This window comes from Sphingomonas lacunae (assembly GCF_012979535.1).
In the GTDB taxonomy this organism is placed as follows: Bacteria; Pseudomonadota; Alphaproteobacteria; order Sphingomonadales; family Sphingomonadaceae; genus Sphingopyxis; species Sphingopyxis lacunae.
In genome coordinates, this window is sequence record NZ_CP053015.1 from 1588336 (window position 1) to 1602701 (window position 14366).

At 60.9% G+C, this 14366-nt stretch carries 16 protein-coding genes; 9 read left to right on the top strand and 7 right to left on the bottom strand.

The annotated features are described in order from the left end of the window. The first annotated feature begins 40 nt into the window (after nt 1–40). From GV829_RS14440 to GV829_RS07570, 3 genes are read left to right on the top strand one after another with little or no spacing between them, the layout of a single operon-like run. Nucleotides 41–487: a DUF6932 family protein gene (locus GV829_RS14440; protein WP_425505407.1), complete on the top strand. Its 447-nt coding sequence runs from the start codon at nt 41–43 to the stop codon at nt 485–487. Nucleotides 488–525: 38 nt separating this feature from the next. Next, entirely contained in the window at nt 526–1776 is a 1251-nt protein-coding gene (locus tag GV829_RS07565) for a helix-turn-helix domain-containing protein (protein WP_169945473.1), read from the top strand. 25 nt (nt 1777–1801) lie between these two features. After that, nucleotides 1802–2908, top strand: coding sequence for a beta family protein (locus GV829_RS07570; protein ID WP_169945475.1), 1107 nt, complete (start codon nt 1802–1804; stop codon nt 2906–2908). Here GV829_RS07570 and GV829_RS07575 read toward each other — a convergent pair whose 3' ends face one another. Continuing rightward, nucleotides 2909–4246, bottom strand: coding sequence for a PQQ-dependent sugar dehydrogenase (locus GV829_RS07575; RefSeq protein ID WP_169945477.1), 1338 nt, complete (start codon nt 4244–4246; stop codon nt 2909–2911). It lies immediately after the preceding gene. A 163-nt stretch (nt 4247–4409) separates the two neighbouring features. On the opposite strand from GV829_RS07575, the gene GV829_RS07580 reads away from it, so the two are divergent. After that, nucleotides 4410–4676: a hypothetical protein gene (locus tag GV829_RS07580; protein ID WP_169945479.1), complete on the top strand. Its 267-nt coding sequence runs from the start codon at nt 4410–4412 to the stop codon at nt 4674–4676. A gap of 72 nt (nt 4677–4748) precedes the next feature. On the opposite strand, the gene GV829_RS07585 is transcribed toward GV829_RS07580, so the two are convergent. Then, nucleotides 4749–5501: a hypothetical protein gene (locus tag GV829_RS07585; protein WP_246202763.1), complete on the bottom strand. Its 753-nt coding sequence runs from the start codon at nt 5499–5501 to the stop codon at nt 4749–4751. Between the two features lie 183 nt (nt 5502–5684). On the opposite strand from GV829_RS07585, the gene GV829_RS07590 reads away from it, so the two are divergent. The 4 genes from GV829_RS07590 (at nt 5685) to GV829_RS07605 (ending at nt 10350) form a co-directional block, all read left to right on the top strand. Beyond that, entirely contained in the window at nt 5685–5906 is a 222-nt protein-coding gene (locus GV829_RS07590; protein WP_169945481.1) for a hypothetical protein, read from the top strand. A gap of 7 nt (nt 5907–5913) precedes the next feature. Next, a complete protein-coding gene (gene rarD / locus GV829_RS07595; protein WP_169945483.1) occupies nt 5914–6816 on the top strand; it encodes an EamA family transporter RarD in 903 nt (300 codons plus the stop codon). 165 nt (nt 6817–6981) lie between these two features. Further along, the gene (locus GV829_RS07600) at nt 6982–9747 is read left to right on the top strand and encodes an ATP-dependent DNA helicase (RefSeq protein WP_169945485.1); all 2766 of its coding nucleotides are present in this window, start codon (nt 6982–6984) and stop codon (nt 9745–9747) included. Nucleotides 9748–9804: 57 nt separating this feature from the next. Continuing rightward, on the top strand, nt 9805–10350 hold the full coding sequence (locus tag GV829_RS07605) for a SixA phosphatase family protein (protein ID WP_169945486.1): 546 nt from the start codon (nt 9805–9807) through the stop codon (nt 10348–10350). Nucleotides 10351–10378: 28 nt separating this feature from the next. On the opposite strand, the gene GV829_RS07610 is transcribed toward GV829_RS07605, so the two are convergent. The 5 genes from GV829_RS07610 to rpmF all read right to left on the bottom strand — a co-directional run bounded on the left by GV829_RS07610 (nt 10379) and on the right by rpmF (nt 13606). Beyond that, nucleotides 10379–10786 carry a MerR family transcriptional regulator gene (locus tag GV829_RS07610; protein ID WP_169945488.1) on the bottom strand — a complete coding sequence of 136 codons (408 nt, stop codon included), beginning with the start codon at nt 10784–10786 and terminating at the stop codon, nt 10379–10381. A 7-nt stretch (nt 10787–10793) separates the two neighbouring features. Then, nucleotides 10794–11090 carry an integration host factor subunit alpha gene (locus tag GV829_RS07615; protein ID WP_169945490.1) on the bottom strand — a complete coding sequence of 99 codons (297 nt, stop codon included), beginning with the start codon at nt 11088–11090 and terminating at the stop codon, nt 10794–10796. A 247-nt stretch (nt 11091–11337) separates the two neighbouring features. Further along, the gene (locus GV829_RS07620) at nt 11338–12303 is read right to left on the bottom strand and encodes a beta-ketoacyl-ACP synthase III (protein WP_169945492.1); all 966 of its coding nucleotides are present in this window, start codon (nt 12301–12303) and stop codon (nt 11338–11340) included. Next, nucleotides 12300–13382, bottom strand: coding sequence for a phosphate acyltransferase PlsX (gene plsX, locus GV829_RS07625; RefSeq protein WP_169945494.1), 1083 nt, complete (start codon nt 13380–13382; stop codon nt 12300–12302). Before plsX ends, GV829_RS07620 begins: the two co-directional genes overlap by 4 nt. 44 nt (nt 13383–13426) lie before the next feature. Beyond that, nucleotides 13427–13606 (bottom strand): 50S ribosomal protein L32, encoded by a 180-nt coding sequence (rpmF, locus tag GV829_RS07630; RefSeq protein ID WP_169945496.1) that lies wholly within the window; start codon nt 13604–13606, stop codon nt 13427–13429. 320 nt (nt 13607–13926) lie between these two features. Between rpmF and GV829_RS07635 the strand changes: the two genes are divergently transcribed. Then, nucleotides 13927–14358, top strand: a complete 432-nt coding sequence (locus GV829_RS07635) for an MAPEG family protein (protein ID WP_169945497.1) — start codon at nt 13927–13929, stop codon at nt 14356–14358. Nucleotides 14359–14366: the final 8 nt, after the last annotated feature.

A 14366-nucleotide genomic window follows, 5' to 3' on the forward strand; every position in this document is an offset into this window, starting at 1 on the left:
CACTCTTGCCTAATACATAACACAACGATATTGTTGTGTTATGTCGCCGCTGATCCTATCGCCATCTGGAGCCCCCCAACACATACTTCCCCCGGGCCTACACCGAATGGCGCTCCGGGAATTCAGAGCCCAGTTCGTTACAAATGCTTGTAGATCATGGATTTACGATGGTTTTATAAATGCTTGCCGCTCTCTCCACCAAGCTGGATGCAAGCGCATTTTTGTCGGAGGGAGTTTCGTGACAAGCAAGGAAGAGCCGGGGGATTTTGACGCCTGTTGGGATCCCGTCGGGGTTCTGCCTAGCTTAGATCGGATCATCTATGACGAGTCCTGCAGGGTAGAGCGTCGGCAAATATACAGAGGGGACTTGCTGATCGGCGGCGTGGATAGTGTCCACTATAAATTTTTGGCGCGAGACAAAATAACAGGAGAGGAGCGAGGAATGGTAGGCATTCAGCTACGAGCAGTGGATTTGCTAAACTCATGATAAGGAACGAGCGGGAATATAAAATATCTAAGTCTGCCATGAGCATGTATCAGCAGGCTCTGGATGATTTTGATTTAATAAAATCCATTCAAGAGGGTATTTCTCCAGTTATTGTCAAGGCTCAACGGGATTCATATATACAGCAAATCGAAGAACTCAGCAAGGAATTGAATGAGTACGAACAACTCAAGTCTCGTCATTTCAATGAATTGGAGTTCGAATCGATCTATGATATTGGTAAGGCGCTCATTCAAGCGCGCATTTCCAAGCGCTTCACGCAAAGTGCTCTAGCCAATGCTGCAGGTCTTCGAGAGCAACAAATACAAAAATACGAAAAAGAATTTTACGAGTCGGCTAGTTTACGCCGTCTTTCGGAAATCGCTGTTGCATTGGGACTTTCTGTTAACGGGAAATTCCAGTTATCCTCTGTATATGACCAAAGAGCGATGCTGCCTGAAGGGTTGAGCCTTGAGGATTTTCCCATTGCAGAAATGAATAGCAAGGGATGGTTCAACGAAAAGCTAAATTTACGCCGCCTAGATAAGCAAGAGCGACAGCAGGCGATATCTGAATTTATTCAGTCTGCACCGAGAGAGATGACAGCTGTTTTGCATCGCAAGACTAGCGGAAGAATGACGACAGAACGATTGGCAGCTCTGCTGGCATGGCAAGCTCGTATTCTGACACTGGCTCGTGCGCGGGTGCATCTTGCGAATCGATTCACCGTACTGCCCGCAGATATATGCGGCCGGATTGCGCAATTAAGCAGTCAAAACAATGGGATAATTGATGCTATAGAATTGCTTCTCAGCTATGGCATCATCGTAGTTTTTGCGCCTCATCTTCAAAAAACCAAAATAGACGGCGCCGCTATGTCACTCGATGGTCAGTATGGTGTCATCGGTATGAGTCTCCGTCATGACCGCGTTGATAATTTCTGGTTCGTGTTGTTGCATGAGCTTGGACATTTGGTGAGACATTGGGATAAGGTTATTGCTGAGGCGATGATCGATGAGTCATCAGCTTCTGGATCAGAAGATCGACTTGAAAAGGAAGCAGATGAATTTGCTGAGAATGCCATTTTACCAACAGTAATTTGGCGTTCATCACTAGTAAGATTCACGACAAAGGTGGCGGACGTTAAGAGTTTCGCAGCACGACACAATTTGCATCCTGCTCTAATTGCCGGCCGGATACGTAGGGAGCGAGGATACAATGAGTTTTCCGGACTTTTAGGTTCCGGAGAAGTTAGAGCGGTATTGGCGCAACATCAACTTTGGGATAGCTGAAATGAGAGTCGCAAGCGCTGTCTATATGCCCCAGCTGAAGTGGAAAGCAGGTGAACGCTGGAGTTTGGCATCGCTTCCTGAGCGACGCAGAGAATTTGTGATACCTGCTTTCACGATACCGCCTGCTGGGAGCTTCGACATAGAAGCGAAGAAGGTTGAGACTGTAACTGAGTATATATGCGGTTTCGGTAAGAAACTTTTTGAGGCTTGGGGTAAGAGATTAGTATTTATCGATGCGTCGTTGATCGATGATGATCGCCATTGCGAAGGGTTTCATGTTCATCCTTTGACCGAGTTAATCAATCGTGCGGCGCTATTTGGCGCAAGGGCTGCACCTATATTTTCACTTAATAGCACTCCTGCCTATATGGCTGCAGTTTCCCGTTTCGTTAAGCAAAACGAGATTTCGATAGTATGTCTAAAGGTTTCACTTTTTGATTTAGAGACCATAGAGACCAGCTCAGCTCTAGAGCAAATTGTAGAGAATATTGGAAGTGTATCGGCTAATTCCATTCTTTTAATAGATGCATCGTCTTTGGCACAGATAGATTCAAGTGACCTACAAGATATAGCTTCCTATCACCTAGCTCGTCTCGTTGATGAAAAGAAGTGGGCGAAAGTTTTTTGGGGAGCCACTTCATTCCCGGATCAACTAAAATTGAAGGCAGGGGAGACGGGCGTATTTCCTAGGAGTGATTGGCGATTATATAGAGAGATGCAGGACACTTTGCTCAATCATGGGTTGGAGCTTGGGTTTTCTGACTATGCGTTGGAATTTCCTGGTCAATACGGGCCATCCAAAGGGCGAACGGTCGCCCATTTGCGTTACTCGGATGAGAATAATTATTATGTTTTCAAAGGCCCTCGTGTTGCCGATGAAAGTTATAAGGCCATTTTTGGAGTGGCACAGAGATTGGTTAAGTCTGATATCTTTAAGGGCGAGGATTTCAGTCTCGGTGACGCATATATTGCTGAACTTGCGAAAGCGAGCGGGCGCACTGGTGGTGCTAGCAACTGGAGATGGTGTGCCACGGATCATCATTTCAAGATGATCCTTGATGAGTTAGTTGGATCTGATCGGTTGGCGGCGGTTCCTGAGGAAGACGCTCAGTTGGCATTGTTTCCAGTTTGATTACCGCCGCACAACCCGCCAGATCACATTCCCCACATCATCCGCGACCAGCAGCGCGCCGTCCCTGGCGGGCTGGGCGTCGGCGGGGCGACCCATGGCTTCGCCCTGGGCGTTGAGGAAGCCGGTGAGGATATCGATGGGCAGGGCGTCCATCGGCTTGTTGTCGGGGCCAAAGGCGACGAACACCACCTTGTACCCCGCCGCGGGGACGCGGTTCCAGCTGCCGTGGAGCGCGGCGAAGGTGCCGTTGCCATAGCGGGCGCCCAGGCGGGTGGCGGTGGCGGGGGTGGCAAAGCTGATCCCCAGCGGGGCGACGTGGGTGCCGAGCGCATAGTCCGGGCGGCGGACATATTGGCGGCGATCATCGATATCGGCTTCCTTCACCCGATCATCGACAAAGCCGCCCCAATAATACCAGGGCCAGCCATAGAAATCGCCCAGATCGACGCGGGTCAGATAATCGGGCACCATGTCCGACCCCAGCATGTCGCGTTCATTGACCGAGGCCCACAGTTGCCCCGTGCCGGGCTGTATGGCGAGGCCGGAGGGATTGCGCAGGCCGGTGGCAAAGGGCCGCTTATATTTGATGCGAGGCCGCACTTCGAGCACGGCGGCGCGATTTTGCTCCCACGCCATGCCGCCTTCGGCGATATTGCTGTTCGATCCGACGCCGACATAGAGGATGCCATCGGGCCCGGCGACCAGCGTCTTGGTCCAGTGGCTGTTGGACCCGGCAGCGGGCAGATCAACGATCTTTTCCCCCGGCGCGGTGATGCTGGTGGCGCCGGGCGTATAGGGATAGGCCATCAACGCATCGGTATTGGCGACGTAGAGCGTGCTCCCCACCAGCGCCATGCCATAGGGCGAATTGAGCCCGGTGAGGAAGGCGGTGCGCACTTCGGCCACGCCATCGCCATCCGCATCACGGAGCAGGGTGATGCGGTTGGCCGAGGGGACGCCCGCGCCCGCCTTGCCCATGATCTGTTTTCCGATCCAGCCGGCGATGCCGCCCTGTTTGCGGCGGGTGATGTTGGTTTCCGCCACCAGCACATCGCCATTGGGCAGGACATAGATGTTGCGCGGATGTTCAAGATCGCGCGCAAAGGCGGCGACGCTGAGGCCGGGGGCGGCGACCGGGGTCTTGCCCGCGGGCCAGCCGACGGCGGTCGCGATCCTTACCGTGGGGAAGGCCTCTGGCCGGGGTGTCGAGAGGGTCGGCACGCGCCCGGTCAGCTCCGCATTGGACAGGCGGGCCTGATCGGGCCGGCTCATCACCCACAGGGTGACACCGGCGAGGAGCAGGAGGGCGAGCAGGGTGAGGAGGATCTTGCGCAACATGAGGCGACGGTAAGGGCGCGCGGCGCGCTGTGCAATGGGGGAGTGTGGTGGGGTGGCGAAGGGCACCTCCGTCCGCCCGCAGGGTGCCGGGTTTTTCAGGGTTAGCCGGGCGTTTACCCTGCCTCTTGGCGGGATCGTTCATCCCCTCGCGCTAGGAGGGGGCATGGACGCACCCACCTTTGCCAGTCGCCAGCAGCCCATTGATGTTGCTGGACATTCCCCCATCCTCAGCGGCCGAAAGGCGGTCGAGGCGGCGCAGGCGCTGACCCGCGAATTCGGCGAGGATGCGGCGATGGCTGCGGCGCTGAGGGCGGCACAGAGCCGGGCGCGCGACAATGCCGTCACCTATTGCCACTGGCGCGAGGTCGAGCGGCTGCTCGGCTGGATGAACGGTGACGACAGCGCCGTCCGGGGCGCGACCCGCCACTGACGGCGGTCGGGGCGCGGCAGGTGGCAGGCTGCGCGCGACCTCTCCCGTCAGGCGGGAGAGGGGCGGCGCCGGTCAGTTGCCGCCGCTGGCGACAATATCCACATCGACGATGCCGCCGGCTTCATTGCGCAGCATGATGACATAGGCGAAATCGCCCTTGGTCCCGCCGAGATAATGTTCGCTGCCCCGCAACAGATGTTCGGCGCTGTACCCGTCACGCGTGGCGCGGGTGTAATAATAATCGAGCACCGCCTGCATCGGCACGCGGGTGCGGAAATTGACGACGCGGACGTTGCAGGTGCCGTTGGCGACACCGGCCGCTTCGACCAGATTGGCGCGCGGATAGACGGGGAAGGTCGCCGGCATGCGGTTGGCCCATTCGGCGCCATAGCGGATGTCGGCAGCGCAGCCATTGCCCGCCTGTTCACGGGCGAGGCCGCCCAGCGTGGCGGGGCGGGCGGCGGCGCGGCTGCAATTGGTGTCGCACGTATCCTCCCACCGGCCCGGCGCCGGGGTGGACAGCAAGGTGCCGACCTGGGTGCGGACGTCGTTGACCGCGTCCTGCGGCGACCCGCCAGCCCGCGCGGCAGGCACGCCGCCGGTCACAGGCTGTGCACCGACGGTGGCAGCAGCGGCATTGGACCGGCCGGCCAGCGCGGGATCGACCATGATCTGGTCTTCGATCGCACCGCGCACGGCGGGATCATTCGAGGTCAGGCCATCATCCTGCACCGCAAGCTGTGCGCGCTCGGCATTGTCGCGGCAGGCGCCGAGGGAAAGGCTCAACAGGACGGCGGTACCGGCCAGCATGAGGCGAGGTGACATGGCTAACACTCCCAGAACGGTCCCCATGACGGGGGAGCGTGGGCGGACTCTGACCCATCTGCCATGCCCAAAACAAGGTGAAAGACTGGTTAAGGGCGGCGGATTTCTGTGCAGTTTCGGGACTCATGCCACAGTCAGACGTGCCAGCTTGCCAAGCAGGCGGTGCGCAGCCATGATGCCGCCATGCTCAACATCATTTCGATCATCATCGGCTCCATCGCCCTCTTGCTGGGGATCTTGGCCTTTTTTCCGTTCCTTGGCTGGGCCTATTGGCTGATCATCCCGCTGGCACTTGTCGGCCTGGCGTTCGGTCAATTGTCGAGCAGCCGCGGCGGCCGCAACCTCAACCTGATTGTCGTCATCATCGGCGTGGTCCGCCTGTTCATGGGCGGCGGCATCATCTGATCAGGCCATGACGCCATCAGCCGCGCCGGATGCGCAGCGCGGCTTTTGGGCTGCGTTAGGCGCCTATGCCTGGTGGGGGAGCCTGCCGCTCTATTTCCGGTCGCTGCATGGCGTGCCGTCGATGGAAGTGGTGGCGCACCGGGTGGTCTGGTCGTTGCTGCTGGTGATGGGTATATTGCTGATCCGCCGCAGCCTCTCCGAACTGATCACCGTGTTCCGCAGCCGCACGCTGTTGCTGCCGCTGGTGGCGAGCGCCCTGCTGATCGCGGGCAATTGGCTGATCTATGTCTGGGCGGTCAATGCCGGGCATGTCGTGGCGGCGAGCCTGGGCTATTATCTGATCCCGATGCTCAATGTGCTGATGGGCTATGCGTTGCTCGGCGAACGGCTGAGCCGGGTGCAGTGGCTTGCGGTTGCGTTTGCCGGAGCCGGGGTGGCGGTGCTGGCCGCGGGGGCGCTCACGTCGCTGTGGATCGGCGTAAGCCTGGCACTGACCTTTGGCATTTACGGGTTGATCCGCAAGCTGATCCCTACGGGGCCGTTGGTCGGTCTGGCGGCGGAAACGGTGCTCTTGGCGCCTGTGGCCCTTGCCGCGCTGTTGTGGTGGCAATGGCAGGGCAATCTTGCCTTTGGTCAGGCCGGCCCCGCGACAAACTGGCTGTTGGTGGCGAGCGGGATCATCACCACCGTGCCCTTGCTGATGTTCGCCTATGGCGCGCAGCGGCTGACGCTGGTGACACTGGGTCTGCTGCAATATGTCGGGCCAACGATCCAGCTGGCGATCGGCCTGTTTCTGTTCAACGAGCCATTGACGCTCGCCCACACAATCGCCTTTCCGCTTATCTGGTGCGGTCTGGCGCTCTATAGCTGGGCCTCGTTGCGCCAACGCCGTCCCGCCCAGCCGGCCTGAGCGCCGGGCGTGCGCCGGGTCAGGCCGGATGCCGGCAGCGCCGCGGCGCGAAAAACGATGCAATGTTTACTTTTCGTTCCCCTGCCTGCCGCTGCTTGTGCTAGAGGGATTTGATCATGCCCCCGTTGAGCAATTGCCCCCATCCCCGCTGTTTCGCCTGTCTCCATGGCTGAGCCATTGCCCTATCCCGCGCTCCACGCGAGCCATGCCGGCATCTGGCTGGCGAGCCCCGATGGGGAGACGCGGACATTGGGCCGGGGCGAGGCGATCCGGCTGGTTGCCGACACGCCCGCCATAGTGCTCGGCGCGCCGATTGTCGGACAGCGATTGGGCTATCCCGACCTTTCGGGGCTCGATCTGCTTGAACTTTTTGCCTTTGTGCATCCCGCCCGCTTTGCCGTGCCGACGCCACGCGGGCTGGCGACGGCGTTGCAGATTGGCGTGGCCGAAGTACGTGATCCTGATGTGCCGCGCCTGTTGCTGGCCTGTGCCGGTAAATTACTGGCGATGCTGACCGACCCTGACTGGCCGGAACGGGGCGGCGCATGGGATGTGGCGCAGGGACTGGCGCGGGCCCGCTGGCCATGGTCGGCCGAGGTCAGCGCGCGGCTGCCGACGCCGAAGGCGGCAGAGCCAGGTCTGTTTGCCCGGCTGCCCGAATGGGAAGAGAGCGCGCCCCGCCCTCAGCCACGCCCCATTGTCATCCCGCCCGCTGCAGCCGCCGAGCGGCTGGCCGACCTGACGGGGCATGGCGCGGAACAGCGGCCCGGCCAGCGGGCCATGGCCGAAGCTGTGGCCGACATTTTCAAACCGCGTGCCAAGGGCGGATCGCCGGCGATGCTTTTGGCCGAGGCGGGGACCGGCATCGGCAAGACGCTGGCCTATCTGGCACCCGCGGCCGAATGGAGCGAGGCGTCGGGCGGCGCCGTTCATATTTCCACCTATACCAAGGCATTGCAGCGCCAACTCGCGCGCGAGACGCGGCGGCTCTACGCCAGCGATAAGGAACATCGTGCCAAGGTGGCGGTGCGCAAGGGGCGGGAAAACTACCTGTGCCTGCTCAATCTGGAAGATGCGCTGCAAGGCGGATTTTCCGGGCGCGCGGCGATTTTTGCACGGCTGGCCTCTCGCTGGGCCGCCTATACGCGCGACGGCGACATGGTTGGGGGTGATCTGCCCGGCTGGCTGCCCACTCTGTTCCGCAGGGCAGGCGCAACCGCGCTGACCGACCGGCGCGGCGAATGTGTCTATGCCGGATGTCCGCACTGGCGCCGATGCTTCATCGAGCGATCGGCGCGGGCGGCACGCGAGGCCGACATTGTCATCGCCAACCATGCGCTGGTGATGGTCAACGCCGCACGGGGACGGGAAGGGGAGAGCCCGCCGACGCGGATCATCTTTGACGAAGGCCATCATGTGTTTGATGCGGCGGATTCCATCTTTGCTGCCGCGTTGACTGGGCAGGAAGCGATCGAGCTGAGGCGATGGGTGATCGGGCCGGAGGGCAAGACCAAGGGCCGTCGCCGCGGTCTCGCCGCGCGGCTGGGCGATGTCGCCAGCTATGATGACGCCGGCGGTGAGGCGATTGAGGCGGCCCGGCTGGCGGCACTGGCACTGCCGGGAGAGGGCTGGCTGCAACGGCTGACCGAAGGGTGCCCGGAGGGGCCGGTCGAGCATTTGCTCGCGGCCGTCAGGGCGCTGGTATACGCCCGCGATGCAGCCAGTGACAGTAGCGGTGCCGATGCCGGCTATGGTCTGGAGACCGAACTGGCGGAACCTGATGGGCCATTGGTGGCGGCCGCGGCAGAGGCGGCACTGGCGCTGGACCGATTGCTGCGCCCGCTGACCTTGCTGGGTCAGCGGATGGAGGCTTTGCTCGATGAACCGCCAGACTGGCTTGATGGCCAGGCACGCGCGCGGGTCGAGGGTGCGCTGTCGAGTCTGGGTTGGCGGCGTGACACGGTGCGCGCCTGGATGCAGTTGGTCGCGCGGATCGGCGGACCGGCTGATCCGGCCTTTATCGACTGGCTGGCGGTTGACAGGATTGACGGGCGCGAGGTGGACATTGGCCTGCATCGGCGGTGGCTGGACCCGAGCCGGCCACTGGCGGAGACGGTGCTGGCGCCGGCTCATGGTGTTCTGGTGACGTCAGCGACGCTGGCCCTTGGCGATTGGGACCGAGCCGACCAGCGCAGCGGTGCGTTGCATCTGCCGCAACCGCCACAGCATTTCCTCGCCGAAAGTCCGTTCGATTATGCCCGTTCTGCGGAGGTGCTGATTGTCACCGACATAAAGCGGGGCGACATGGCGGCGCTGGCCAACGCCTATGCCCGGCTGATCAGTGCGTCACAGGGCGGGACATTGGGCCTGTTCACCGCGATCCGACGGCTGCGTGCCGTGCATGCTCGCATCGCCGACCATCTTGCCCGGTCGGGCCTGCCCATCCATGCCCAGCATGTCGACCCGATCGATACGGGCACATTGGTCGATATTTTCCGTGACGATCCGCGCGCCTCGCTGCTCGGCACCGATGCGTTGCGCGATGGTGTGGACGTGCCGGGAGACTCGTTGCGGCTGGTGGTGATGGAGGGCGTACCCTGGGTCAAGCCATCTGTGCTGCACGCCGCGCGGCGCATGGCACATCAGGCGGTAACCGGGAGGGGAACGCTGTATGACGATGATCTGGTCCGCACCCGACTGGCGCAGGCTTTTGGCCGTCTGATCCGGCGGGCTGGTGATCGCGGTCAATTTGTCCTCTTGTCCGGGGCTGTGCCATCCCGCTTCCTCAGCGCCTTTCCCAGCGGTACGCCGATCCACCGGGTCACGCTGGATGATGCGATCCGTCGGGTTGCCGCTTCGCGCGCCGGTGATGCCAGTGCCGCCTTTTCCCGGCAGCCGCTTTCGGGCATGAGCAATCAGCAGGACGCCTGAATTTGAGTCGGCGCCTGATCGGGAGAGCAACAGAGTGCAACAGGACCAGCAGCCCCAATGAAAACGCTCAGCCTGTTGCGCCATGCCAAATCCGGATGGGATGACCCGGTAGCCCGCGATTTCGACCGTCCGCTCAACGAACGCGGCCGCCGAGCCGCCGAAGCCATTGGCGTCCATGCCCGTCGGCTGGGACTGGCGGTGGATGCCATTGTTGCCTCGCCTGCGGTGCGGGTGGTGGAGACGCTGGACGTGTTCATCCCGGTAGCCGGGCTCGACGATGTCGAGCCGCACTGGGACCGGCGGATTTATCTGGCGTCATCAGTGACGCTGATCGACTGTTTGCGCGATTGCCCGGTCGAGGCGCAGCATGTGCTGATGGCGGGGCATAACCCAGGCCTGGAGGATCTGATCCTCGATCTGGTGCCCGATAATGGCACGTCGCCGTTGCGTGACGAGGTGGAAATCAAGTTTCCAACCGCCGCGCTGGCGACGATCGAACTCGACATTGATGATTGGTCGTCGGTCGACAGCCGCTGTGGCCGGCTGGTGCATTTGTGCCGCCCGCGCGATCTCGATCCCGCATTGGGTCCTGAAGAGGATTGAGCAGCCGCTGGCCGGAGCCAGCGACCAGTCAGGCGTTGCGTTCCAGCGAATCGTGCAGCCGGTCGCGAATGTCGCGCAATCGGGCCAGCGAAATGGCGCCGTCGCCCCGCGCCCCGTTGGCCATGCTGGCATAGACGGGATCGGAGGCAGGGGCCACTTTTGTGCCGGTAGTGCGCTTGCGGCCCGTTGCCGCACGGGCAGCTCCGTCGAGCGTATAGCCCTCATCATTGATCAGCCGAGCCATTTCGCTGATCAGCGCCACATCTTCTGCGCGGTAATAGCGGCGGTCTCCGGCCCGCCGCACTGGCCGCAGCGCGGAAACCTGACGCTCCCAGTAGCGCAGGACATGGGCGGCAATCCCGGTTTCCTCTACCACTTCGCCAATGGTGCGCAGCGCGTTCGCCGCCTTGCGTCTGGAATTTGTTGTCCCATTCATGGCCGGCTCAGGACTGTCGGGCGATACGGTCGCGTACTGACTGACTCGCTCGGAAGCCCAGCACCCGGCGTGGAGTTATCGGCACTTCGACCCCGGTCTTGGGATTGCGGCCAATGCGTTCGCGTTTGTCGCGCAGGACAAAGGTGCCGAAGCCGGTCAACTTGACCTGCTCTCCGTTTGCCAATGCAGCGGTGATATGCTCAAGGATCGATTCCACCATGCGTGAAGAATCCGCACGGGAAAGCCCAACACCACGATTGATGGCATCAGCCAATTCGGCCCTGGTCAGTGTCGATAAAGTCATATGCGCCCGGTCCCCATTTTTGGCAATTCTGGTATGACAGAGCGAATGGCTAATGACATCTTGACCATTCTGCAAGATGATTGCGTGATGACGCCGCAAATTGCGGTGTTTTTGGATAAAATCGACATGTTAGGGCAACTGATCCGTCAATTCAGCTCAGGTTAAGCGCCAAGACATGCAGTTGATTTGAACTATTGCTGGGGATGGTGCCGGGATAGTCAAAGACCATTGTTCCCGCTCACTTTTTTCAAAGGCGGATGACGCTGGCACCCCAAGTGAAACCGCCGCCCATTGCTTCCAGCACGATCAGTTGACCGGGACGGATACGCCCGTCGCGCACCGCGCAATCGAGAGCGAGGGGGACCGAGGCCGCTGACGTATTGGCGTGCTGGTCAACGGTCATGACAACGCGGTCCGGTGACAGGCCCAATTTCTTTGCCGTGGCATCAATGATGCGCCGATTGGCCTGATGCGGCACCACCCAGTCGACATCATCAGGCGCAACACCGGCGGCATCGAGCGTTTCGGTCAGGACGCTGGCAAGGTTGGTCACCGCATGGCGGAACACTTCGCGCCCCTGCATCCGGATGAAGCCAACGGTCTGGGTGGTCGACGGACCGCCGTCAACATAGAGCATGGGGCCGTGGCGGCCATCAGCATGGAGTTTCGAGGCAAGCACACCCTTGCTTCCGTCACCTTCCTCGGCAGACAGGACAATCGCGCCGGCGCCATCGCCGAACAGGACGCAGGTGGTGCGATCCTCCCAGTCGAGGATGCGGCTCATCGTTTCCGCACCGATCACCAGCGCGTGGCGGGCAACACCATTTTTGATCATGCTGTCGGCAACGCTGACGGCATAGAGAAAGCCGGAACAAACCGCTGCAACGTCAAACGCGACGCAATCGTCGATGCCAAGCAGGGCCTGAACCTTGGTGGCAGTGGCGGGAAAAGTGTTGTCGGGCGTTGTCGTTGCCAGCACGATCAGGCCGATATCACCGGCGGCGATGCCAGCGGCAGACAGGGCGGCCCGGGCGGCGTCGGTCGCCAAGGTGGCAGTGGTTTCCCCCTGTCCGGCAATATGACGTTGGCGGATGCCGGTGCGTTCAATGATCCATTCGTCGGTTGTGTCGACTTTCTGGGCGAGGTCGGCATTGGTTACACAGCGCGCCGGCAGGGCGCTGCCGGTTCCCTTTATCACCGACTGAAGAGTCATTGGGCATCCTCTATGGACGCGGCCGGGGCTGCGCTGTCCGCCTTTGTGGCCGATTCAAGCTTGCGCAGCTCGGCAAGGTCAGCCTGCACCTGGCCGACAATATCCTGTTCGACCAGTTCGGCGCAGACGTGGATGGCATTGGCGACACCCACCGCATTGGCGCTGCCATGGCTTTTCAGCACCACGCCATTGAGCCCGAGGAAGACCGCTCCATTATGGTTGTTGGGATCAAGATGATGCTTGAGCAGCTCGGTCGCAGGGCGGGAGATGAGGAAGCCGAATTTGGAACGCAGAGAGCTGGTGAATGCCCGGCGCAGCAGATCGGTGACAAAACGGGCCGTGCCTTCGATCGTCTTGAGAGCGATATTGCCTGAAAAGCCGTCGTGCACGACCACATCGACATCACCACGCGACAGCTTGTCGCCTTCGATATACCCTTTGAACTCCAGCGGGAGCCCCTGGGTGGCGCGAAGGATCGCCGCGGCCTCGCGGACCGATTCGATGCCCTTTTGATCTTCGGTGCCGATGTTGAGCAGGGCAACCCGGGGGCGCTGGACGCCCAGGGCGGTGCGCGAATAGGCTGCGCCCATCAGGGCGAACTGGACAAGGTTATTGGCGTCGCATTCGGTGTTGGCGCCCAGATCGAGCATCACCACATCATTGTCACCGAGGGAGGGCAGCATCGCCGCGAGTGCCGGACGGTCTATCCCGGGCATGGTGCGCAGCGCCAGCTTCGCCATCGCCATCAGCGCGCCGGTATTGCCCGAGGACACAGCGCCGCCGGCCCGGCCCTGTTTCACCGCGTCAATCGCCAATCCCATAGAGCTGCCGCGCGCCTTGCGCAGTGCCTGGCTGGGCTTGTCGTCACCGGAAACGACCTGATCGGTATGAATGATCTCACTGATCGGGCGCAGTTCGGGGTGTTCGTCAATGCGACGCGCGATGCGCTCTTCGTCGCCGACAAACAGAAAACGCAGGTGCGGATGGCGCTGAAAAGCGATGGCCGCACCGGCGACCATTACGCGCACACCTTCATCCCCGCCCATCGCATCTATGGCGATCCGCGGTTCAGTTGCCACCTTTGCGGTCCTTTCGCTTCAGGCTGACCGGCAGGGCGCCAGTCTCAGGCGCCGACCGCGACCACTTCGCGGCCATTATAATGGCCACATGCCGTGCACAGATGGTGCGGACGCTTCAGTTCACCGCAGTTCGAGCATTCCTGGAAAGCCTCAACGGCGATCGAGTCGTGGCTGCGGCGCATGCCGCGCTTCGACGGAGAGGTCTTTCGCTTGGGGACGGCCATGGGATTACCTGTCTAGAATCTGTTCAAATAAGGTCGGCGGCCCTTAACGTGCCCAAGCCTACTTGGCAAATCCGCCGTCACCGTCTCCCCGTCTCTATCGGGGGCGGCGCCGGTCATTGTTGCGCAACAGGAGGGAATCGCAAAAGCCGATTGCCCGCTCCATTACCGATTTCCCGCGACTTTGCAAGTGCGGAGCCGAGGCGGTCGTTGACCATTGCCGGCCGTGGCCGGGTAACACAGGGCCCTTGGACAGGCATTGCCTCCCTCCGCACTTTGCCCCATGATCGCTGAAACAAAAGGCAGACAGGGGGAGAGACATCATGACATTACCTGCGATCACGCTGATTTTCGCCGCTGCGGCGGTGCTCGTCAATTTCTGGCTGGGCATGCGCTGTGGCCAGGTCCGCATGGCGGAAAAGATCAATCATGGCGATGGCGGCAATACCCTGTTGCATCGACGGATGCGGGCCCAGCTCAATTTCGCCGAAAACACGCCCGGAATCCTGATCCTGTTCGCGGCGCTGGAACTGTGCGGTGCCAACACCACCGTGCTGATGGTCGTTGCCCCGCTCTATATCGTTGCGCGCATCTGTCATGGGCTCGGCATGGATGCTGACAGCAGCAAACTCAGGACGATCGGAGTTGTCGTCACCATGCTCGTGGCGCTGGGTCTTGCCGGCTATGGTGTCTATCTCGGCTATGGATTGCTCAATGCCGGTGACATGCCCGCCGCTATGGGCGCTGCTGTCTGAGCCGACAG